The sequence below is a fragment of the Thermogemmatispora tikiterensis genome, assembly GCF_003268475.1.
GTDB lineage: Bacteria > Chloroflexota > Ktedonobacteria > Ktedonobacterales > Ktedonobacteraceae > Thermogemmatispora > Thermogemmatispora tikiterensis.
Window position 1 is genome coordinate 5247681 of record NZ_MCIF01000002.1, and the last position, 21708, is coordinate 5269388.

General features: G+C 62.3%; 19 protein-coding genes and 1 pseudogene. 14 read left to right on the forward strand and 6 right to left on the reverse strand.

Annotation, left to right across the window (positions count from 1 at the left end):
• The first annotated feature begins 72 nt into the window (after positions 1-72).
• The gene (locus A4R35_RS20955; protein WP_112432877.1) at positions 73-1341 is read left to right on the forward strand and encodes a S1C family serine protease; all 1269 of its coding nucleotides are present in this window, start codon (positions 73-75) and stop codon (positions 1339-1341) included.
• Between the two features lie 204 nt (positions 1342-1545).
• Here A4R35_RS20955 and A4R35_RS20960 read toward each other — a convergent pair whose 3' ends face one another.
• From A4R35_RS20960 to A4R35_RS20970, 3 genes are all read right to left on the reverse strand, one after another.
• Positions 1546-2328 (reverse strand): hypothetical protein, encoded by a 783-nt coding sequence (locus tag A4R35_RS20960; RefSeq protein ID WP_112432879.1) that lies wholly within the window; start codon positions 2326-2328, stop codon positions 1546-1548.
• A gap of 202 nt (positions 2329-2530) precedes the next feature.
• Positions 2531-3370 carry a hypothetical protein gene (locus A4R35_RS20965; RefSeq protein WP_146747295.1) on the reverse strand — a complete coding sequence of 280 codons (840 nt, stop codon included), beginning with the start codon at positions 3368-3370 and terminating at the stop codon, positions 2531-2533.
• 18 nt (positions 3371-3388) lie between these two features.
• A complete protein-coding gene (locus tag A4R35_RS20970) occupies positions 3389-3643 on the reverse strand; it encodes a hypothetical protein (protein WP_112432883.1) in 255 nt (84 codons plus the stop codon).
• Between the two features lie 130 nt (positions 3644-3773).
• On the opposite strand from A4R35_RS20970, the gene A4R35_RS20975 reads away from it, so the two are divergent.
• Positions 3774-3989, forward strand: a complete 216-nt coding sequence (locus A4R35_RS20975) for a helix-turn-helix domain-containing protein (RefSeq protein WP_069805420.1) — start codon at positions 3774-3776, stop codon at positions 3987-3989.
• 142 nt (positions 3990-4131) lie between these two features.
• Entirely contained in the window at positions 4132-4806 is a 675-nt protein-coding gene (locus tag A4R35_RS20980; protein WP_189362135.1) for a TlpA family protein disulfide reductase, read from the forward strand.
• Positions 4807-4821: 15 nt separating this feature from the next.
• On the opposite strand, the gene A4R35_RS20985 is transcribed toward A4R35_RS20980, so the two are convergent.
• Together A4R35_RS20985 and A4R35_RS20990 are read right to left on the reverse strand one after the other, a co-directional pair.
• Positions 4822-5649 (reverse strand): zf-HC2 domain-containing protein, encoded by an 828-nt coding sequence (locus A4R35_RS20985; protein WP_112432887.1) that lies wholly within the window; start codon positions 5647-5649, stop codon positions 4822-4824.
• 128 nt (positions 5650-5777) lie between these two features.
• The gene (locus A4R35_RS20990; RefSeq protein ID WP_112432888.1) at positions 5778-6404 is read right to left on the reverse strand and encodes a sigma-70 family RNA polymerase sigma factor; all 627 of its coding nucleotides are present in this window, start codon (positions 6402-6404) and stop codon (positions 5778-5780) included.
• A gap of 283 nt (positions 6405-6687) precedes the next feature.
• Between A4R35_RS20990 and A4R35_RS20995 the strand changes: the two genes are divergently transcribed.
• The 9 genes and pseudogenes from A4R35_RS20995 to A4R35_RS21035 all read left to right on the forward strand — a co-directional run bounded on the left by A4R35_RS20995 (position 6688) and on the right by A4R35_RS21035 (position 16889).
• Positions 6688-7683, forward strand: a complete 996-nt coding sequence (locus A4R35_RS20995) for a sugar phosphate isomerase/epimerase family protein (RefSeq protein WP_112432890.1) — start codon at positions 6688-6690, stop codon at positions 7681-7683.
• A 2-nt stretch (positions 7684-7685) separates the two neighbouring features.
• The gene (locus A4R35_RS21000; protein WP_112432892.1) at positions 7686-8528 is read left to right on the forward strand and encodes a transketolase; all 843 of its coding nucleotides are present in this window, start codon (positions 7686-7688) and stop codon (positions 8526-8528) included.
• A complete protein-coding gene (locus A4R35_RS21005) occupies positions 8525-9472 on the forward strand; it encodes a transketolase family protein (protein WP_112432895.1) in 948 nt (315 codons plus the stop codon). Before A4R35_RS21000 ends, A4R35_RS21005 begins: the two co-directional genes overlap by 4 nt.
• Positions 9469-10989 carry an FGGY family carbohydrate kinase gene (locus A4R35_RS21010; protein WP_112432897.1) on the forward strand — a complete coding sequence of 507 codons (1521 nt, stop codon included), beginning with the start codon at positions 9469-9471 and terminating at the stop codon, positions 10987-10989. Before A4R35_RS21005 ends, A4R35_RS21010 begins: the two co-directional genes overlap by 4 nt.
• Before the next feature lie 15 nt (positions 10990-11004).
• Positions 11005-12018 carry a sugar-binding transcriptional regulator gene (locus tag A4R35_RS21015; RefSeq protein ID WP_112432899.1) on the forward strand — a complete coding sequence of 338 codons (1014 nt, stop codon included), beginning with the start codon at positions 11005-11007 and terminating at the stop codon, positions 12016-12018.
• 34 nt (positions 12019-12052) lie between these two features.
• A complete protein-coding gene (locus tag A4R35_RS21020; protein WP_146747296.1) occupies positions 12053-12841 on the forward strand; it encodes a DUF2291 family protein in 789 nt (262 codons plus the stop codon).
• Entirely contained in the window at positions 12838-14511 is a 1674-nt protein-coding gene (locus A4R35_RS21025) for a sugar ABC transporter ATP-binding protein (protein ID WP_112432903.1), read from the forward strand. Before A4R35_RS21020 ends, A4R35_RS21025 begins: the two co-directional genes overlap by 4 nt.
• 12 nt (positions 14512-14523) lie before the next feature.
• A pseudogene (locus A4R35_RS21030) lies at positions 14524-15595 on the forward strand (ABC transporter permease).
• 319 nt (positions 15596-15914) lie between these two features.
• Entirely contained in the window at positions 15915-16889 is a 975-nt protein-coding gene (locus A4R35_RS21035) for a D-ribose ABC transporter substrate-binding protein (protein WP_112432905.1), read from the forward strand.
• Between the two features lie 79 nt (positions 16890-16968).
• Here the strand turns inward: A4R35_RS21035 and A4R35_RS21040 are convergent, their stop codons facing one another.
• Positions 16969-18372 carry a cobyrinate a,c-diamide synthase gene (locus A4R35_RS21040; RefSeq protein WP_112432907.1) on the reverse strand — a complete coding sequence of 468 codons (1404 nt, stop codon included), beginning with the start codon at positions 18370-18372 and terminating at the stop codon, positions 16969-16971.
• A 280-nt stretch (positions 18373-18652) separates the two neighbouring features.
• Between A4R35_RS21040 and A4R35_RS21045 the strand changes: the two genes are divergently transcribed.
• Positions 18653-20059: an acyltransferase family protein gene (locus A4R35_RS21045; RefSeq protein WP_189362137.1), complete on the forward strand. Its 1407-nt coding sequence runs from the start codon at positions 18653-18655 to the stop codon at positions 20057-20059.
• 341 nt (positions 20060-20400) lie between these two features.
• On the forward strand, positions 20401-21537 hold the full coding sequence (locus tag A4R35_RS21050; RefSeq protein ID WP_112432911.1) for a citrate synthase: 1137 nt from the start codon (positions 20401-20403) through the stop codon (positions 21535-21537).
• Positions 21538-21708 lie beyond the last annotated feature (171 nt).

A 21708-nucleotide genomic window follows, 5' to 3' on the forward strand; every position in this document is an offset into this window, starting at 1 on the left:
CCGGGGACCTTCTCTTTAGTAGTATTATAGAAAGCAGTGTCGGGAGAGAGTATCGACGGAGGTTGCAGGCTCATGTATAATCCGCACGCAGAAGACGAAGCAGGGATGACCGATCCCTACAATCAGCAGCTAGTGGCTGCTCAATATCATCCGAGTGAGAGCGCAGCGGGAACGGGCAGCCCGTATTATGGAGGAGGCGGACCGCTCGTGCCACCGGCGTCGCCGCCTCGGCGCGGTTCCTCGTTCCGCGCCGTGCTGATCACCCTGGTCCTGGCCGTGGTTTTCGGTGGACTGCTCTTCGCCGCCGGCTGGCAGTTTGGCAATGCCAACGGTGTTGCCTCGGCGACGTTGCAGACGGGCAACAGTAACAGCGCTACGACCACCAAGGTGGTGACGACCGACGAGCAGGCACGAGAGGCCGCCATTGCCAAGGTCCAGCCTGCTGTGGTGCAGATCAACGTCTCGACGGCCTCGGGCGCCTCGGGTATCGGCTCCGGTGTCATCATTGACAAGCGCGGCTATATCGTGACCAACTACCATGTGGTGGAGAGCGCCCAGCAGATTGAGGTCGTGATGGCCGATGGCACCCACCTGACAGCCCAGGTGGCCGGCACTGATCCCGCCGACGATCTGGCGGTAGTCAAGATCAATCCGCCAAGCAACATCACCGTTGCCACCCTGGGCGACTCTTCGAAGTTGCAGGTGGGGCAGGAAGTGCTTGCTATCGGGAACCCTCTCGGCGAGACGCAGACGGTGACCCACGGCATCATCAGCGCGCTGGGTCGCACAGTCTCTGAGGAGGGCCAGGGAACAGCAGTGATCGCCAACGCTATTCAGACCGATGCCCCGATCAACCCGGGCAATAGCGGCGGAGCGCTGGTCGATCTCTCGGGCAATGTCATTGGTATCCCAACGGTGGCGGCTATTGATCCCGAGTTCAACACACCGGCCAACGGCGTGGGGTTTGCTATTCCCTCGAATCGGGTGCGTTTCATTGTGCAGCAGATTATTGCAACAGGGCAGGTGACGCATACGGGGCGGGCGGCCCTGGGCGTGCGGGTGGCCTCAGTCACACCCCAGTTGGCCGCTCAGGATAATCTGCCCGTTGACTATGGCTCCTTGATCGTCTCAGTCACGGCCAATGGGCCGGCGGCCCGCGCAGGCCTGCGGGCGGGCGATATCATCGTCGCTATCGATGGCCAGAAAGTCACCGATAACCAAACGCTCAGCGATATCCTGGTCAACAAGAGTCCTGGCCAGACCGCCAAGGTAACGGTCTACCGCGGCACCCAGCAGCTCACTGTCACCGTGACCCTGGGCGAGCTGCAGGCCGGCAGCTAGGCTGAGCTGGCTGAGCTGCGGCCCCATCTGGTTCCCGGGCCGGGCTAATGCTCCTCCCCGGCTCGGCAGCCATCCTGTGGAGTGAGTGCAGACGGTAGGGAGCAGGCGAGAGGTTGAGAGCCTCTCTCTCGCTTGCTCCCTCGCGGTGTTTTGGTTGCTCATCAAGAGCAGACAAATCGGTGACGAGTTGGCCGAGGCGCTACGCTAAGATGAGACTGGCTGCTGACTGGAGACCGGGACTTCAGGTGGGGCAGTGCTGGCCGGCGCTGGCTGACGGGGTCGGCGCCCGGTGAGCAGGACGCCGCAGAAGAAGATGATCCAGCCCAGGGCCATAAAGAGCCAGAAAGTGCTTTCCAGCCCCATGAAGCGCGCGAAGCTGCCAGCGGCGGCGTTGAACAGCTCCCCGACCAGTATCAGGATGTTGCCCCAAAAGATGTTGCTGGTCTGCAGGCCGCGGATCGAAGGCTGGCGCCGTAGCAGCTTCCAGAGCGAGTAAAGCAGCACGCCGACGACAGCCACGACGCCAGCGGTGTTCAGGATGATAATGGTAGCGACGCCCACCCCGAGCTGGAGAACGCCGCGCCCAGAGCTGCCAACCACATGGCTGAGGGCTTGCTGGTCAACGCTCGCCGTGGCGATCGAGATAATGGCCAGCACGCTGACGAGGGCCAGCGCGATCAGGCTGGCCAGGGTCACGCGCCGTCCACCGACCAGGGCGATGCTGCCCAGGCCAAGCCAGGCTGAGGTAAGGGCGGCGCCGAGAATGTAGTAGATACGGAAGAGGATGATCCCCAGTACGCTCGTCGGCTGCGCGGGAATCATGAGGACGTAGGCCAGCGTGGCTACGAAGGCCATCGCCAGCGCCAGGGACCAGTAGAGCTGATGGGGCCGATGACGTTGCAGATATTGGGCAAGGACGACGCCAGCAAAGGCGGCGGTGACGATGACATTAACGATGGCAAAGCTTACTAGAAGAACTGTCTCCATAGATGGCCTCCCGCAGGCAGTGCCCCATTGAGAGCGGTGAACCCTGCAAAAGCTTGATCGGATCGTGTAGATTATACAAAAACCTATGCAAACTTGCACTGCCTGCCGCCCTCTCTCCTCGCTGGCTGGTCTCCCCGTCAACCGCCTGTGAGCTGGCTGTGATGCTGGCGTGCGCTCCTCACGCACTGCCTGGCTGCCCTCCTCAGAGGGCAATGATGGCCTGGCGGAGATAGCCGCGGGCGCAGGCCAGCCGGCGAAAGGTGCGCCGCTCTTCCAGGGGAGCGAAGAGTCTGAGGCGGATGGCGTTCCACTCCCAGCGCAGGGCCTCGTAGAGCTGGAAGCTGGCGACTTCGCGCTCGAAGGCGCGAAAGAGTTCTCTGGCCTGGGCAAGGTAGGTCGTGAGGATGAGAGCCTCCAGGCTCTTGACAATGAAGCCGCTCCGGGCCCAGTGCCAGCTCCCGTCGAGGAGAATCAGCTCGGGGCGCTGCCAGACCTCCAGAGTCAATTGACTGAGCCGACTGGAGGCGCCAGGGGTGGTGAAGAGAGCGAGCTGGAGGCGGAGCTGCTGCAGATCTCCATCGCGCAGCAGGCGCCCGCGCAGATGGCGCGCCAGCTCTTGGGCCTCCTCCAGGGCGCCGCGGTCCTGGCGCAACAGGGCGCGTTCGCCCCAGAGCACCGCCAGATAGGCGCAGGCGATTTCTTCGTAGGGGAAACCACGAGCCAGCTCCCGTGCAGCATGCGCCAGGCGCAACGCTTCGTTAAGACGACCAGCCCTCTGGGCCAGGGTCGCTGCCCGGATCAGGAGACGGGCCGAGCTTTCGACATCGCTGCTGGCCAGGATCAGCGTGGGGTCCTCGCTGGTCCCAGGAGCCGTCAGCGCTGAGGCCAGGAAGGGCGAAGCCACGAGCATGGTTCTTCTGAGCATCAAGGCGCTCCTTTCTTGCGAGAAAGCCTGCATCAAGGCACGACGACAATGATCGATCAGTAAGAGAGGCTCCAATGGCCTGGCCCCGCTCGGGCGCCCTCCCGCGACCTTCGCCATCAGAGGCTCTCTGCTCTGCTAGAGAATCTGCAAACGCGCTTGCTCCGTCCCCAGAGGCGTCGTGGCCAGCGGGTGCCGCATGACTCCGTAGAGGCGCCGCTCTTGCCACATGGCTTCATGACGGACAACAAAGGGCAGGCCGTTCTCATAGCAGCAAACCAGATAGTAGTTCCCCGGTTGATATGGCTCCTCTTCGATGCTGTGGACGCGAACGTTGGCCGCCTGGTCCTGCCGGATGCGCTCCGCCAGGCCCTCGGCTTCGCTCCTGGGCATTGGTGGTCTCCCTCTCTTAAAAAAGAACTACTATATTTAGTATCGTGAAATAACTATAACATTTTTAACAAAGGCAGTCAAGGGGGTTGGTCTGTATAATCAAGGCAGATTAGCGCAAGAGAAAGGCCCTATGGTTCGTCTGAAAGTCAAAGAGATCCTGGCGCAGCGTGGCATCAGCATGAGCAAGCTCTCGCGGATGTCGGATATTTCCTTTAGCACCATTAATCGGATTTGTAACGACCCGACAAGCACACCAACCCTGCATACACTGGAACAAATTGCCAAAGCGCTGGGAGTGCGCGTTTCCGATCTCTACGAAGAAGTGCCGGACCCGCCGCAGGAGTGAGCGGATGGCGAGGGGGGTAGGAAGAGCCTGATGCTGAGGTCAGGACTTGCACGAGAGGGGGAGCCCGGCCTATAGTATGGGAGAGATCGAGGAGGCAGATCCGCCTGCGCGGAGTGCATTCCATCCCCTCACGAGCAAAGGCATGGCACAGAAACGAGGAGTTCTTAGCAAAGAGCAGACAGAGAGACAGCTGGTGCGCGAGCAGCGACGGGAATTTGAAGCCGAGCTAGCCGCTCACTATGAGCGACAGGTGGGGAGGCCACGCGACCGGCGGCGTCTGATTTTTATGGGTGTGCTGATCCTGGTGGTCCTGCTGGCTGGAGGCTACATTGTCCTGACTCTCCTGCCTGCCCCGGCCCAGACGCCGACTCCGGGCATTGCCGTTGGGCAGCCGGCGCCGGACTTCACCCTGCCCGTCTATGGTGGGAGCGGTGGCCCGACCGTCAGTCTCAAAGCCCTGCGTGGCCATCCAGTCGTCATCAACTTCTGGTCGGAATCCTGCGATCCCTGTCGGCGCGAAGTGCCGCTACTCCAGCGCACCTATGAACAATATGGAGCGCACGGCGCCTTTGTCCTGTTAGGCATCAACCAGGCTGATCCCAAAGAAGACATTGCCAGCTTTGGGAGAGCCTTCAAGGTCACCTATCCCTTGCTCTTCGACGCCGGCGGCAACGTTAACGCCGCCTACCATATCACAGCCATCCCAACTACCTACTTTATTGATCGCCAGGGCATCGTCCGGGCCGTAGCCATTACCGAACTCACCGAGCAGAGTCTGCGCCAGGGCCTGGCCGACATCGGGGTTCAGCTTCCCTGAAGCCCGAGTCTCTCTCTAATGAGCTGCCTGTCTGTTGGCCTCATCTTGGTCGTGGCCGGGCCAGGAGGGCGAGCGGGCCTTACGCGTCATCAGCAGGCCGACCAGAGCGACGATCAACAGCAGGCCTCCCAGCAGCAGGCGCTCCACAGGTGCGCTCAGTGCCGCTCCCAGGAGAGCGGAGAGGTGGCGATCCGGCTGCTTCTCGGCAGTGGAGCTGGCGGATGCGGGTGTCGCCGTCAAGCCTGGTCGCACCCCGCGCGACTCCTCCGTCGCAGCGGCAGGCGTACGAACGGGGCCTTCTTGCTGAGCGAAAGGTGGCGTAACGGAGGCCTCCGCCGCCCTCTGGACTGCTGTGCTCATAGTGCTCGAAGGGCCTTCCCTCAACCAGGTCAGTGCTCCAGAGAGCAGCAGCACCAGCGCGATCACCGCCGCCAGAGCGCTGAGGACCTGTACAAAACGGCGCAGATGCTGGCGTCTCGCGCCAGCTCCGCCTGTGGGCCGTACCTGATGTGTCTGAGGCGAGAGCGCTGAGGGTGAGGGAGCTAAGAGCGCGACAGGCTCCTCTGCTGACGCACCAGCATCAGCAGCGACGCTCTCCGGTCCTTCGGGCCTGGAGGAGGTGCGCAACAGCTCAGGAGTCAAAGTAAAAGCGCGCGGTGGCGTGGCGCGCGGCAGCGCTCGCAGTAGATCGCGCGTCAGGCGCAGGCTTGCCAACTCTGAGCGGCATGACGCACAGTGGGGCAGGTGAGCAGCGCAGAACGCCTCTTCCTCGGCAGAGAGGGCCCCGTCTAGATAGGCCGAAAGCTGCTCAAGTGTCGGATGCTCCTGATAATCCTGTGCCACGACTCTCTCACTCCAGTGCCAGAAGAATGCCCCTCTGCGGACAAGCCTGCCTCGCAGTGGCGCTGTCCCTTCCTCTTCTCCTCAGCAACCAGCACACCTGCCGGGACGTCATCTAGAGACAGCACCTCTTAGGGTGAACGAAACTGGCGCGGCAAAAGTTCCTGATAGCGAGCCAGATAGGTCCGCAGACGGGCGCGCCCTCGCGCGATACGCGAGCGTACCGTCCCGAGCGTCGTATGCGTTACCGCCGCGATCTCCTCGTAGGGGAGTCCCTCGATATCGCAGAGGATCACCGCCAGGCGTTGCTCGGGGGGAAGCTCGGCCAGGCCGCGCTGGATTAGCTCCTGTAGCTCCTGATGGAGCAAGTACAGCTCGGGGTTGGCCTCCAGAGTCGGTGATGCCAGCTGAGCCAGGGTGGCCGGTGACTGCAGATCATCCTCGTCACGGGCCGCCTCCAACGACTCATCGGGGTGACGGCGTTGGCGGCGCCAGTGATCGTAGACCAGGTTGGTGGTGATACGCAACAGCCAGGAGCGAAAAGCCGTCCCGCCGCGGAAAGTCGCCAGATGGCGGAAAGCCGAAAGAAAGGTGTCCTGCGTGATATCGGCGGCAAGGTCCGCATCGCCCAGCATGCGCAGAGCCACATTATAGACGCTGGACTGATAGCGCAGGACCAACTCGTTAAAGGCGTTCACATCGCCGCTCTGACTCCGGGCGAGCAGCGCCGCCTCATCTGTGTCTGGCCGTGCGTGCATCGAGCAGCCTCTCTTCCTGGTCAGATCTCCTCTAGTGTAGCATAAAAAGGCAACAGCGGCTACATCTCCTTCTGCCAGACAGCGCGCTGCCTTTCCCTACATCGCCGGGCCGCGCCAGCGGAGCCGGGGCCGGCCATAGCCGAATGGATCGCTCGCTCTGCAACCGATCAGAAATTGCTGGCGCCAGCCCCTTGACAGAATGGCTCTGTCCCGGTACACTTATCAGCGTGATGAATATTTTTTCAGTGATGAATAATTATTCAGAGACGAGGAGATAGCGACCATGAGCAGCGGCCTCCAGTTTGGCGCAGGCATCTGGCTCTTCGGCCAGTTTATCGACCGTTATGCCACCAACGCTTACGGGCCACCGGTTGGCACCCTTGAGGCCATCGAGCGGGCCGGACGTGTTGGGGGGCTGGTCGGACTAGACATCAACTATCCCTTTCCCGAAGAGGACCTGAGCCTGGAACAGGTCAAAGAGGCGCTGGAGCGCAACGGTCTGCGCGCGATTGCCGTGACCCCAGTCATCTATGACCAGCGTTTCGCGCGCGGCAGCTTTACCCACCCTGATCCCGCAGTGCGGCAGCAGGCTATTGAGCTGGGCAAGCAAGCCACCGACGTCGCGCGTGCCCTTGGCGCCGATTATGTCAAATTCTGGCCTGGGCAGGACGGCTACGACTATCCCTTCCAGGCTGATCATCTGCAGCTCTGGGACTTCACCGTCAACGGCATTCGAGCGGTTGCCGAGGCCAACCCCGACATGCAATATGCCATCGAATACAAAGCCAAAGAGCCGCGGGTCCATCTTGTCCTCAGCTCCTCGGCCCGTACCCTGCTGGCTATTCAAGAGATGGGGGTCAATAATGTCGGCATCGTCATGGACCTTGGCCATTCCCTCTTCGCCAAGGAGACGCCGGCGGAAGCGCTCCAGTTGATCGCACGTCATGGCAAACTGACAAGCATCGAAGTCAATGACAACTGGCGCGAATGGGACGACGACCTGGCCGTTGCCTCCATTCACCTCATCGAAACAATTGAATTTTTACAAGCAGTCGAGCGTATTGGCTGGCAGCGTCCTATCCTGCTGGATCAGTTCCCCTTCCGCGAGGATCCTGTCGAGGCGGCTCGTGTCAGCATCAAGCGCATCCAGGCTCTTGAGCGCCTGCGCCAGCGGCTCGACCAGGCGGCCCTCAAGGAGGCTCAAGAGAAGCAAGACGCCTTGCAGGCGCAGCAGCTCATCTTTGCGGCCCTGCTAGGACTGGACGGAGGCGAAGAGTAAGCATGGCTCAGGATCGTGAGGACCAGCTTGCGGCCTTGCGCAGGAAAGCCAATCTTTTACGGCAGCGAGACCTTGTGATGATCCAGCGCGCTGGCATGGGGCACATCGGCGGCGACTTCTCCGCGCTCGACATCCTGGTCACACTCTACTTTGTCGTTCTGCGCGTGGACCCGCAGCATCCCGATGCTCCTGATCGTGATCGCTTCATCCTGAGCAAAGGGCATTGTGCTGGGGCCCTCTACAACACCATTGCCGAAGTGGGCTTCTTCCCAACGAGCGAGCTAGAGACCTTCATGAAGCCCCTCTCGCGTCTCAACGGTCACCCGGATCGCACCAAGGTGCCGGGGGTTGAGGCCAGCACTGGCCCACTAGGTCATGGCCTCCCTATTGGGGTGGGGGCAGCCCTGGCGGCCAGGCTTGACGGGGCCGCCTGGCGTACCTATGTGCTCACCGGGGACGGAGAGCTGCAGGAGGGCAGCAACTGGGAGGCGGCGATGGCCGCGGCTCACTACGGACTGGACAATCTCACCGTCATCATCGATCGTAACCGACTGCAGCAAGGAGCGCCAACCGAGGACACTATCCGGCTGGAGCCGCTGGCCGACAAATGGCGTGCCTTCGGTTGGGCGGTGCGTGAGGTTGACGGGCACGACTACGCGGCACTGCTGGAGATGCTACAGAGCGAGAGCTGGGAGCCTGGGCGTCCGCGCTGCCTGATTGCCTACACACACAAAGGTCAAGGGGTTTCCTTTATGTGCGACAATGTTGACTGGCACCATCGCGTACCGACGCCCGAAGAGGCCGAGCGGGCTTTACAGGAGCTACGGGAGGCGGTGCACGGATGAGCCAGCTCTACGACTGTCGTGATGCCTTTGCCCAGGCGCTCGAAGAGGCGGCGCGCAATGACCCGCGTATTGTCGTCGTCATCAATGATTCCCTCGGCTCCAGCAAGCTGAAAGGCTTCAAGGCGGCCTTCCCGCAGCGGCTGGTCAACGTAGGCATTGCCGAGCAGAACATGGTCGGGGTAGCGGCTGGCCTCGCCAACGGCGGCAAGATCCCCTTTGTCAGCGGGGCCTCGCCCTTTCTGACCGCGCGCGCCCTCGAACAGATCAAAGTCGATCTTGCCTACTCTCAGGCCAACGTCAAGCTCTGCGGCATGAGCAGCGGCCTGGCCTATGGCGAACTGGGACCGACCCATCACTCGATCGAAGACCTGGCCTGGACGCGTGCCATCGCCAACCTCTCCGTCATCGTGCCTGCCGATCCGCGGGAGACCGCTCAGGCTGTACACGAAGTGGCTCGCCTCTCCGGCCCCTTCTTCCTGCGCATCAGCCGCATGCCGGTGCCGCAGGTTCATCCGGCGGACTATCGCTTCCGCCTCGGCAAAGCGAGCTGGCTGCGGCAAGGGAGTGATGTCGCGATTATCGCCACTGGGGTAATGGTAGCTCGTGCCCTGGAGGCTGCCACGCTGCTGACCAACGACGGCATTGAAGCGGCAGTGATCAACATGGCGACCATTCGTCCACTGGACCGCGAGGCGGTGATCGAGGCCGCGCGGCGCAGCGGCGCCATCGTCACCGTGGAAGAGCATACCGTCTACGGCGGGCTGGGGGGAGCGGTCGCCGAGGTTGTGGTAACCACCCATCCCGTTCCCATGCGTATCCTGGGCGTGCCCGGCGTCTTCGCGCCCACCGGCTCGCCTGAGTACCTCTTAGAACATTTCGGCCTGACGCCTGCTGGCATTCGGGCCGCAGCGTTAGAGCTTCTCAAGGCGAGAGCAGAGCAATGAAGCAGACGGCAATCCTGGCCATTGATCAGGGAACTACCAATACCAAAGCTTTGCTCGTCGGTGCAGCGGGCAACGTGCTCGCGCGGGCCAGCCGTCCTGTACAACGGCGCTACCCGCGTCCAGCCTGGGTCGAGCAGGACCCGCTGGAACTCTGGCAGAGTGTGCTGGAGGCCAGTGCGGCCTGTCTGGAGCAGGGCGGTTCCGACGTAGAGCTGGTGGCCGTGGCCATCAGCAACCAGCGCGAGTCGGTCTTGCTCTGGGAGCGGGCCAACGGTCGGCCCCTGGGGCCATGTGTGAGCTGGCAATGTCAGCGCTCGCGTCAGCTCTGCCAGTCCCTGCAGGATCGGGGGTTGGAGCCATTCATTCGCGAGCGCAGCGGCCTCACCATTGATCCCATGTTCTCCGGGACAAAGATCCGCTGGCTGTTGGAAGAGCAGGGCCTCCTGGCGCGGGCTGAGGCTGGCGAGCTGTGCGCGGGCACTATCGATAGCTGGCTCTGCTGGCAGCTCAGCGGGGGGGCGGCTCATGTCTGCGACATGACCAACGCCTCGCGTACGCAGCTCTTCAATCTGCAGCGGCGTGACTGGGACGAGGATCTGCTGCAGCTGCTGGGTGTACCGGCGGCCATTCTGCCTGTGGTTGAGCCGTCGGCGGCCATTCACGCTCGCACTGTGGCCTGTGGAGCCATCCCGGCGGGTCTCCCGCTAGCCTCCCTGATCGGCGACTCCCACGCTGCCCTCTTTGGCCAGGCCGGCTTCCTGCCGGGCGCCGTCAAAGCCACCTATGGTACTGGTTCATCGCTCATGACGCCAATTCCAGAGCTGCGCCTCTCGCAGAGCGGCCTCTCAGCCACGATCGCCTGGGCCATTGGAGAGCGTGTCACCTATGCCCTCGAAGGCAATATTTACGTCACCGGAGCTGCTGTCGAGTGGCTAGGGCGCTTCCTTGGCCTCAGCGATCCCGTCGTCGAGTTAGCGGCCCTGGCCGACCGCGTGCCCGACAGCGGTGGCCTCTACTTCGTCCCTGCCCTTAGCGGCTTGGGAGCGCCCTACTGGGACAAAGAGGCGCGCGGCCTCATCTGTGGTCTGACCCAGGCCAGTACCCTGCCGCAGCTGGCACGGGCCACCGTCGAGGCCATTGCCTATCAGGTGCGTGCCGTCTTTGACGCCATGCAGGCCGAAGCGGGCGTTGAACTCCAGGTATTGCTTGCCGATGGTGGTGCCACTCGTAACGACCTGCTCATGCAATTTCAGGCCGACATCATTGGCAAACCGGTGCTGCGCTGTGAATCGGCTGATGTTTCCGCGCTGGGAGCCGCCTATCTGGCCGGCCTGGCGGTGGGCCTCTGGGCGAGCGAGGAGGAGATCGCGGCCCTGCCGCGTCCCCGTCAGCGCTTCACGCCGACCCTGTCGGCAGAGGAGCGCGAGGCCCACTACAGTGGCTGGCAGGAGGCGGTCGCGCGCGCCACGCTGCACCGATCCGCGGGGCGCCGGGAGGAAGGATCTTATCCGGCGTAGGGAGTAACGCACGTTATGGCTCGCATTGACGATCTGCGCTTGATGGCCAAGGTTGCCAGTCTCTACTATGAGCGTGGCCTCTCGCAAGTAGAAATTGCCGAGCGGCTGCAGCTCTCGCAGTCCAACGTCTCACGCCTGCTCAAGCGGGCCCAGCAAGAGCAGATTGTGCGTATTACGGTGAGCATGCCGCGAGGGGTCTATACTGACCTTGAAAACCAGCTTGAGGCGCTCTATGGTATCAAAGAGGCTATTGTTGTAGATTGCCCGGAAGATGCCAGCAACGAACAAATACTTCAGGCTATTGGAGGAGCGGCGGCCTTCTGGCTGGAGTCCAAAATCACGCCGGGAGAGGTCGTCGGGATCTCCTCCTGGAGCGCCTCGCTGCTGGCGATGGTAGACGCCATGCATCCGCTGGCGCAGCCCTCGCGGGCCAAAGTTGTTCAGATCCTGGGCGGCATTGGCAACCCGGCGGCGGAAGTCCATGCCACCCAGCTGACGCGTCGTCTGGCGGAACTCCTGCACGGAGAGGCCGTCTTTCTGCCAGCGCCGGGCGTCGTCAGCTCGCCGGAGGCCCGCCAGATCTTCTTTGAAGATCCATTTGTGCGCGAGGCCTATCAGCTCTTCGACAGCGTCACGGTGGCGCTGGTTGGAATCGGCGCTGTCGAACCTTCGGCCCTGCTGGCCAGCAGCGGCAACATCTTTTCGCTTGAAGAGCTACACATACTCCGTGAGCACGGAGCCGTTGGCGACATCGTGCTGCGCTTCTTCGACGCCCAGGGGCGTCCGGTTGTAACACCGCTTGACGAGCGAGTGATAGGGATGCGCCTGGAGCAACTGCAGCGCGTCAAGTATGCGGTTGGGGTCGCTGGCGGCGAGCGGAAGCATGCGGCCATTCGAGGGGCCCTCGAAGGACGCTGGATCAATGTGCTGATCACCGATCATCTGACGGCGCGCTGGCTGGTGGAGCAGAGACAAGAGCGGACAGCTGCCTCTGAGAGCAGCGGAGGAGCCAGTGCTGCCGCGCCCTAAATAGACCAGAGCGAGGGCAGGCGACCTGCCATGCGTGCAGGAACGCGAACCCAACAACGACCGACCATTGCCCGGTTGGGAGGACTCTATGTACGACCATGCTCAGAGAGTGAGCCGCACGAAGCAGGACAACTGGCCACGGATGGCCGCCAGAGGGTGCAGCCGTGGCGGGCTGCTGTTGCTGTGGGGTGGGCTGACCTTCCTGGTCTGTCTGCTCCTGTCGGCCTGCAGCCTCTACACGGTGCGCCCGCTGAACGCCTCCGGCGACAACGCCGGTAGCGGCGGCCCGCAGACCTTTGACCCCACTAGCTATGTCAACCAGATCTGGGACAGTCGGATCGTGCCGACCGTCGTGCAGCGGGCTCACGATGCCAGCGAAGTGCTGGCCGCTCTCAAGGCGAACCAGCAGGTGGCCCAGCAGCGCTATGGCCATCAGGAAGGTGACGGCCCATATACCTTCATGGTCAAAGGCGTCGGGCGCGTCGTCAGCATCAATACCTCCTCGCGCAACGGCACGCTTGACCTGGATCTGCCTCCCTACGATGGCAAGGCCGACCTCTCGCTGCAGATCGGGCCGGTCATTCTGGGCACAGCCATCCGCGACGGCGTCGGTTTTATCCACTTCAGCCAGTTCGTCAACCAGATCCAGTATGCCCAGGTGGCCGATGCCCTCAACGCCCGGGCTGTCCAGGTGGCGCAGAGCATCCACCCCACCCAGCTCAAGGGGAAGCTCATCCAGTTCTATGGCATCTTTGCCCTGACTGATCCGCAATTCATTCTGGTGGCTCCGGTCAAACTCCAGGTGGAGGGTTCCGGCTCATGAGTGCAGCTGATCGTGAGATGGCCCCCGATGTGGTGCTGCGGGCCGAGGGCATCACCAAGGTCTACGGTGGCACGGTGGCCCTTGACAACGTCGACTTCACCGTCTATCGCGGCAAGGTCAACGTCCTGATCGGCGAAAACGGGGCGGGCAAGTCGACCTTAATGAAGATCATCGCGGGGGCCGAGACTGCCACCCGTGGTCGCCTGCTCCTGGAAGGACAGCCAGTCCATTTCAAGTCACCGCGCGAGGCCGCCCGCGCTGGCATTGGCATGATCTATCAGGAGCTGAACCTCTTTCCCAACCTGAGCGTGGCCGAAAATATCTTTCTCGATCATGAGGCCATGCGTCGCCGTGGCTTCCTGGTCGATCGACGCCGCCAACAGGAAGCGGCCAGGCGCCTGCTGGAGCGGCTGGAGCAACCCATTGATCCCCAGGCGTTGGTGGGGAATCTGCGTTTAGGGCAGCAGCAGATTGTCGAGATTGCCAAGGCGCTGGCGCGCGACGTGCGCATTCTGATCATGGATGAACCGACCTCGGCCCTTACCACCGCTGAGGTGGAGATCCTCTTTCGGGTTATCCGTGAGCTGAAGGAACAGGGCGTCTCGATCATCTACATCTCGCACAAGCTAGAGGAGCTGCTGCGCATTGGCGACTATGTGACGATCCTGCGCGATAGTCATCGCGTGGCTGAGGCGCCCGTCAGTGCCATCGATGTCAATTGGATTGTAGAGCAGATGATTGGGCGCAGCGTCAGCGAAACCTATGTCCATCAGGAGCGCACGCCTGGTCGGGAGCTGCTGCGGGTCGAGCATCTGAGCCTGCCGCGGCCTGGTGGGGGGCTGCTGCTGGACGATGTCTCGTTCCAGGTGCGTGCTGGTGAAATTGTGGCGCTCTACGGCTTGCTGGGGGCGGGTCGTAGCGAGCTGCTGGAGTGCCTGATAGGCCTCCACCCTGAAGCCAGTGGCGCGCTGTGGGTCGCCGGCCAGCCGGTGCGCGGGCGCACGGTTGGTGAGCGCATCGCCGAAGGGCTGGTACTGGTGCCCGAGGATCGCCAGCGCGAGGGCCTGGTGCCTACGCTCTCGGTGGCCCACAACATGGTCCTGGCGAGCCTGCGTCGCTATCTGAGTGGCCTGGCTCTCTCGCGCAAGAAGGAGCTAACGGCGGTCCGTCGCCTGATTAGTGACCTGGGCATTAAGGCCCCCTCGCCGCAGACGCTGATCGAGGCTCTCAGTGGGGGCAATCAGCAGAAGGTCGTCGTGGCCCGGGGGCTGTTGACGGAGCCGCGGGTCCTCCTCCTCGATGAGCCAACGCGGGGCATTGATATCGGGGCCAAGGCCGATCTCTTCCGCCTCATGAATCGTCTGGCCAGCGAGGGGCTGGGCGTTCTCTTCGTCTCCTCCGAGCTACGGGAAGTCATGAGCGTCGCTGACCGTATCCTGGTCCTGGCCCGCGGACGCCTGACTGGCGAGTTCCGCCGTGAGGAAGCCAGCGAAGAGGCGCTGGTGGCCGCTGCCTCGTTAGGTCAGGGGCCAGCCTCTGAGAAAGAAGAAACCGGCGAGTGGTCAGCCAGTGGCACGCTGCAGACGGGGGCCGCTGGTGGCAGCCAGATCGCCACGCCCGCTGCCTCGGCCTCGAAAGAACGGCGCGATCAGCCGCGCCCACAAGCCTAGAAGAGGGAGACCATGCGCAATCCGTCATCTGTGGCCAGCCGTGAGCTGGCGGCCCGCCGCAGCTTCACCCTGCAGCGGCGGCAGATTCAGACCTTACTCTTTCAGTTGCGCGCCTTTGTGGCGCTCATCATCCTGGTGATCATTTTCTCGATTCTCTCGCCCGACTTCCTGACGCTCAACGACCTGACCATCGTGGCTGAGCATGTCTCGATCAATGCGCTTCTGGCCATTGGGCAGTCGTTCGTCATCCTGACAGCGGGGATCGACCTCTCGGTTGGCTCGATCGTGGGACTCACGGCGATGGTAGCCGGCTATTTGATCAGTCAGGGGCTGCCGCTGCCCATGTTTGGCGTGGTGGTCTACTTCAACGTCTGGGTGGTGATCCTGATCAGCTTGCTGGTAGGGATCGTCCTGGGCCTGGTCAATGGGCTGGTCATCACGCGCCTGAGCGTGGCCCCCTTTATTGCCACGCTGGGGATGCTCTATGCGGCCCGTGGCCTGGCCTTGCTGACCTCCAATGGGGCGACCTTCCCCGACCTGGGAGGCGATCCCTCGCTGGGCAACACGGGCTTTCCCTTCCTGGGAACGGGGAACATCCTGGGGGTGCCGATGCCGATCTGGTTGATGATCCTGTTCGGCGTGGTCGCCTCCTTTGTGGCCAGTCGCACACCGTTCGGACGTCAGGTCTACGCCATCGGGGGCAACGAGCGTGCGGCCCAGCTCTCGGGTATTCGGGTCAACCGCGTCAAGCTGCTGGTCTATGTGATCTCCGGCTTCTGCGCCGCCATGACGGGCCTGGTCATTGCCTCCCAGCTGCAGGCGGCCCAGCCGGCGACGGGCGAGAGCTATGAATTGAATGCCATCGCGGCGGTAGTGTTGGGAGGCACCTCGCTCTTCGGAGGGCGGGGGACGGATCCTAGGCAGCATCATCGGCGCGTTTGTGATCGGCGTCCTCAGCGATGGCCTGGTGCTGATCGGCGTCTCTGAGTTCTGGCAGATGGTCATCAAGGGGGCCGTGATTGTGCTGGCGGTCATCATCGACCAGCTTCAACAGCGATGGCAGAAGCGTGCCGCCCTGGCCTGAAGCAACGGTCAGTGCAGCGGTAGGCTGGTGCGAAAGAAGGCCCTGGGAAGGAGGGAGAGCAGGGCAGGTTCCCACACCGCAGGGGATCAGCCAGAGATAACGTCAGGCCGTGCGGCCTCTGCAGCCGGGGGCAAAGGAAGCTGCCTGACCAGAAGGCAAGGCAGCGGGCGCCCTCTCCTTTGTCCCGCATGATGACGCGCTGTGTGGCTCACCCGGCCAGGAAGGGGTTGCTCCCGCCCCACTCGCCTGGAAACGAGGCCTAACGGGAGCAGCTGACTGGATCTCTCAAAGAAGAGTGCCGAAAGGAAGGGAAACGACTATGCTTCGACGAATGCTTTATCTGCTGACAGTGCTGATGCTGGTCAGCTTCAGCCTGGCTGCCTGTGGCAGTTCGGGCCAGTCATCGTCGACAACTTCTGGCAGCTCCGGGGGGAAAAAACTGATCTTCGTTATTACCCCGGCCTACGACAATATTTTCTTCAAAGCGGAGGCCGATGCCGCTGTGGCCCGCGCCAAGGCGCTCGGCTACGATACGGTGGCTGCCACGCACGATGATGATGTCAACAAGCAGAATCAGCTGATCGACACCGCCATCGCCCGTCATGCGGCGGCCATCATTCTGGACAACGCGGGCGCGGATGCCACCGTGGCCGCGGTGCGCAAGGCTAAGAATGCTGGCGTGCCTGTCTTCCTCATTGATCGCGAGATGAATGCCACGGGCGTGGCCGTAGCTCAAATCGTCTCCAATAACTACCAGGGGGCGACCCTGGGGGCTCAGGAGTTCGTGAAGCTGATGGGCGAAGAGGGCAACTATGTGGAGCTGCTCGGCAAGCAGTCAGATACGAACGCGGCCATCCGCTCGCGCGGCTATCACGATGTCATCGATCAGTATCCGCGCATGAAGATGGTCGCCCAGCAGAGCGCCGACTGGGATCAGACGGAGGCCTTCCAGAAGATGCAGACCATTCTGCAGGCGCACCCCGACATTAAGGGCGTGATTTCGGGCAACGATACGATGGCGCTGGGTGCCTGGGCGGCGCTGCAGGCGGCCCATAAGACGAATGTCATCGTGGTAGGCTTCGATGGCAGCCCCGATGTGATCGCCTCCATCAAGCAGGGAGGCATCAAAGCGACGGTGTTGCAGCCTGCGGTTCATATTGCGCAACTTGCCGTGGATGAGGCCGATAAGTACCTCAAGACTGGTTCTACAGGACAACCGGAGAAGCAGTCGATCGATTGTATCCTGGTGACGGCCCAGAACGCCGATCAGTTCGGGGTTTTCGGTCCGAAGTGAGCGAGTGAGTGTCTGAAGGGGAGGGCCGGCAGCTACTGCCTGTGGGCAGTGGCCTGTCGGCCCTCTCTTGCTGACGAGGCTAAGTGGCCTGCCGCCAGCGACGAGCGGCAGCTACGAAGCGCTGGGCCGCCTCGGGGTAGCCGCTAAAGGAGAGGTGCAGATAGCTGGCCAGCAGGTTGTCGCGGGCGAACCCTTCAAGCTGCTGATGCTGACCGTCGGGCGAGCTGAGCATATAGGCGGCCTCCTCGGGCGTCGGGTCTGCATCCAGACGAGAGTAATGAAACTCATGCCCGCGTACCTGGACCCCGCGCGGCAGCAGCAGGCTCTCACGCTGCGCCTGGGCCAGACGATAGCCGATCCGCAGATCCGTGCTGTTGCCGGCAAGGATGCTCTCGCGCTCGATAACTCCCAGCATGGGGTAGCTTTCGCCGCTGGCTGTGCGAATGTGACGACAGAGGTACATCAGCCCTCCACATTCGGCATAGCAGGGTAAGCCTGCCGCCAACAGCTCTCCGAGCTGGCGGCGCAGCCTTTCGTTGGCGGCCAGGGGCGCGGCGTGCTCCTCGGGAAAGCCGCCACCCAGATAGAGACCGGAGCAACCCGCTGGTAGCTGGTGATCGCGCAGCGGACTGAAGGGCACCAGCTCGGCCCCAGCCTGGCGTAGCAGATCGAGTGTGTCAGGATAATAGAAGCTGAAAGCTTCATCATAGGCCAGGGCCAGACGTACCCGCTTCTCGTTTGGGGTAGTGATCAGCTCGGCCTGGGCCTCGCTCGTCGCCAGAGGAGGCGCCTGTCTTGCCAGGGCCAAGACCTGTTCCAGCTCGCAAGACTGGCGCCAGAGTGACAGCAGGGAGTTGAGGCGTTCTCCGCTGAGCGCCTGCTCGCTGGCTGGCAGCAAGCCAAGGTGGCGCTCGGACCAGGGGGCCTCGCTCAGCGCGGGGAAGGCCGCCAGCAAGGGCAAGCCGGAGGAGGAGGCCAGGGCCTCACGCAGCAGGCGCGCATGTCCCGGACCCGCCACGCGATTGGCGATCACCCCAACGAACGCCAGCTGCGGAGCGAACTGCTGGAAGCCCAGCACGACCGCTGCAGCGCTGCGCGCCTGGGCCCAGGCGTCCAGCACCAGGATGACCGGCGTCTGCAGCAGGCGGGCTATCTCCGCGGCGCTGCCTGCATCGCTGTGGGCCTCACGCCCGTCGTAGAGGCCCATCATGCCCTCGATAATGGCCAGATCGGCATCGCGGCAGGCCGAGGCAACAATGGCCTCCAGGCGGGCAGGCGGCATCAACCAGGTGTCGAGATTGTAGCAGGGCCGTCCGGCGGCCTGGGCGAGATGTGAAGCGTCCAAATAGTCAGGGCCGACCTTAAATGGCTGCACGCGCCAGCCCCGCGCTCGCAACTCGGCGATCAGCAGGTAGCTGATCAAGGTCTTGCCGACGCCGCTGGCGGTACCGGCGATCAGTAAACGTGGCAGATTGAGAGACATCGTCAAACCTCCTTGGCAGTGCGCACTGGCCGGAGATCGCTCGTCGATGGGCTCAGCTCCGTCAGGATCTCAGCCTGCGCCCTGGTTCAGCGTCGCCGACGACAGCTAATCACCCGCTCTTGCAGTCAGTCAAGCGTGATCCGGTTGCCCTTGCTCACTGGCTCTTGTCAAGAGCTCAACCTACCTCACAATGTAGGAATAGGAAAATGTACTGATACCTGTCACCATCAGTGCCCTGGCTCCGTTGTCCTATTACGTGAGAACAATGGGGGCTTTATCTATGGTGTTGGAAGTGATCGGTCAGTCTCCTCCCTGGCGCTGGTTACGGGCTGCTGCTGGCTGGCTGCTGCGTCTTCTTCACAACCTGCCGGTGCTACTAGAGAGTGATCTCCGCGGCAATACCATTCCAGTGCTCGACGGTGTGCGGGCGCTGGCCTGCCTGGCAGTGCTCGTCTTTCATGTCAACTGGACGACCTATCATCAGCATCTCTGGCAGCCGCTGCGCTATCCGCTGGTGGGTTCCTTATTGCTGGTCGGCAGCACAGGGGTGACTCTCTTCTTTATTCTGTCGGGCTTTCTGCTGTTCCTGCCCTATGTTGGAGCGTTGTTGAGTGAAGAGCGACCGTGGCCCTCGGGGCGCCGCTTCTATCTGCGGCGGGCTTTGCGTATCTGGCCGGCCTACTATGTGTCGCTCTTTATCTTGATCACGCTCTGGCACCCACAATACTGGCAGCCGACTCACTGGCGCGAGTTGCTGCTGTTCATAACCTTCTTCATGGACTCGACTCCGGAGACCTTTCGCCAGATCAATGGTCCCTACTGGACGCTGGCCATCGAATGGCAGTTTTATTTGCTGCTGCCCTTGCTGGCGCTGGGGGCCTCGCTCCTGCTCAGGCGCCTGCCGCAGCATCGGCGCTTTCCATTGATCTGCCTCACGCTGGCTCTGGTCATCGTCTACGCCCTGCTGGTGCGACACTGGGGTGGCTATTACGTCCATCATCCCAAGGCCAGCCTGCCGCTGGTGCCGCGCACGGTCCTCAACGTGGTTCTCTTCTTTGTCTACGGCATGAGCGGCAAGTTCCTGGAGGACTTTGCCATCGGGATGCTGATTGCCACTTGCTACACCTATGGGTGCATGATCCAGCCCGCTGGTCTCTTGATGAGGGGCTTGCGGCGCTGGAGTCTGGCGCTCTGGGCTTTGGGGCTGATCCTGCTGATGGGTATGGCCATCTGGCATCTCAACCATGATGTAGGGGCCTTCCCCTGGCTGGATAGCCTCCTACCCCTCTACGATACCCTGAGCGAGCTTGGCTTTGCCCTGGCCTACGGCTCATGTCTGACTGGTCTGCTCTTCGGGCCGTCCTTGCTGCGCTCCATCTTCTCCTGGCGCTACCTGCGCTGGCTCGGCCTGGTATCCTATAGTCTCTACATCTGGCATCTGCCACTGATCACCTACTTTAGCGTCCATATCCAGCCGTGGCTCACCGGACTCAATCACTGGTTGATCTACGGCTGCTACTGGCTATGGGTGTTGGTGACGGTGCTGCCGCTGGCCTTCCTCTCGTACCTGCTCGTCGAGCGTCCTTTTCTCAAGCTCGCTCAGCGCCGGTTGAGAGGAGGCGGTGGGGGTGTCCAGATGCTGGCTCCCAGGCAAGGGCAGGAGCTAACCAGCTCGCACAGGCGTTAGTGCCAGGAAGAGCAGCCAGCCATCTGGCTGCTCTTCCCGCTTATCGGCATAGCTCGCCCCCCGTTCACTGAGCTGGCTAAGGCCGCCAGCCCCCGACTGGACCGGCTTCAGCTCTACGGTCAGGCCAGCTTGCCTGGTGGACAGCAAGACGAGCCAGCGCCTGCTAGCTCGATTTACGTTGACACTGATGGGAAGGCAAGATTATAATACTTTACACAACCCATATGATTTGTTGTGGCGAAGTAGTCTGCTTCGCTGTGGAAGCAGCGGTTGCCCGACACGTCGGACGTTGAGCTCCGCCTACTGCTCAAGCGAAGCATACGTCCCCAAAAGGAGCTTCTATGCCTACCACCGAAGGTCTCGAAGATGTCGTTGCCGCACATACCCGTATCTGTAATCTGGATGGTCAGCGCGGCAAACTGACATATTACGGTGTCGACGTTCACGACCTGGCCGCTCATTCCTCGTTCGAAGAAACAGCATATCTACTCTGGCATGGAGCGCTGCCGACCCGCGCACAACTGGAGGCGCTCAGTGCGGAACTGCGTGCGAACCGCACCTTGCCAGGACGGCTGATCGATCTGATGCGCTTACTGCCTCCCTCGACGCCCCCGATGGATGTCCTCCGAACCGTCGTTTCCGCGCTCTCCACCACCGACCCCGATCTGAGTGATCGCTCCCAGGAAGCCAATCTACGGCGAGCGGTGCGCCTGACAGCGCTTCTGCCCTCGATCGTTGCCAGCTGGGATCATATTCGCAATGGGAGAGAGCCGGTAGCGCCGCTGGAGGATGGGAGCCTGGCGGAGAACTTCCTCTATATGCTCAAGGGGGAGCGGCCCGATTCATATGATGCCCATGTGCTGGATGTGGCGTTGATCCTGCATGCCGACCATGAGCTGAACGCCTCGACCTTTTCCGCCCGCGTGGCAGCGAGCACGCTCGCCGATATGTACGCGGCAATCACGGCGGCGATAGGCACGCTCTCCGGTCCGCTGCATGGTGGCGCCAACGAGCAGGTGATGCGCATGTTCCAGCGCATCGGTGATGTGAGCCGCGCTCAGGAGTATATCCGTGGCATGTTGGAGCGCAAGGAGCGCATCATGGGCTTTGGCCACCGCGTCTATCGCACCGAGGACCCGCGCGGCAAGCATATGGATGCCTTCGCCGTGGAGCTGAGCCGGCGCAAGGGTGACACACGCTGGGTGGAGATGTCGCGCGTCATCGAATCCTATGTCAAAGAGCAGAAGGGCCTGCACGCCAACGTCGATTTCTACTCGGCCACGGTCTACTACTTGCTGGGTATTCCCGTCGATCTGGATACACCCGTCTTCGCCTGCAGCCGCGTCGTTGGCTGGACGGCCCACGTCATGGAGCAGTACGCCAACAACCGCCTGATCCGCCCACGCGGTGAGTACGTCGGTCCCAAAGATGTCCCCTATGTACCAATCGAGCAGCGCGAGCAGGCTCAAGTAAGCTAAGCGAGCCAGGCGGACACCTGGGTGCTCGCCAATCTTCGGCGCGTCGCAAGCAGGGTCCGCACGCACTACTGTCCCAGTGGGAGCAGTCGCTAGCAGGCAGATTGCTCCCTTTTCTTTTGTTTGGGGAGCGCCGGTCAGGCGGGTGACACTGGCCTTTCTCCCCTTTCCGGG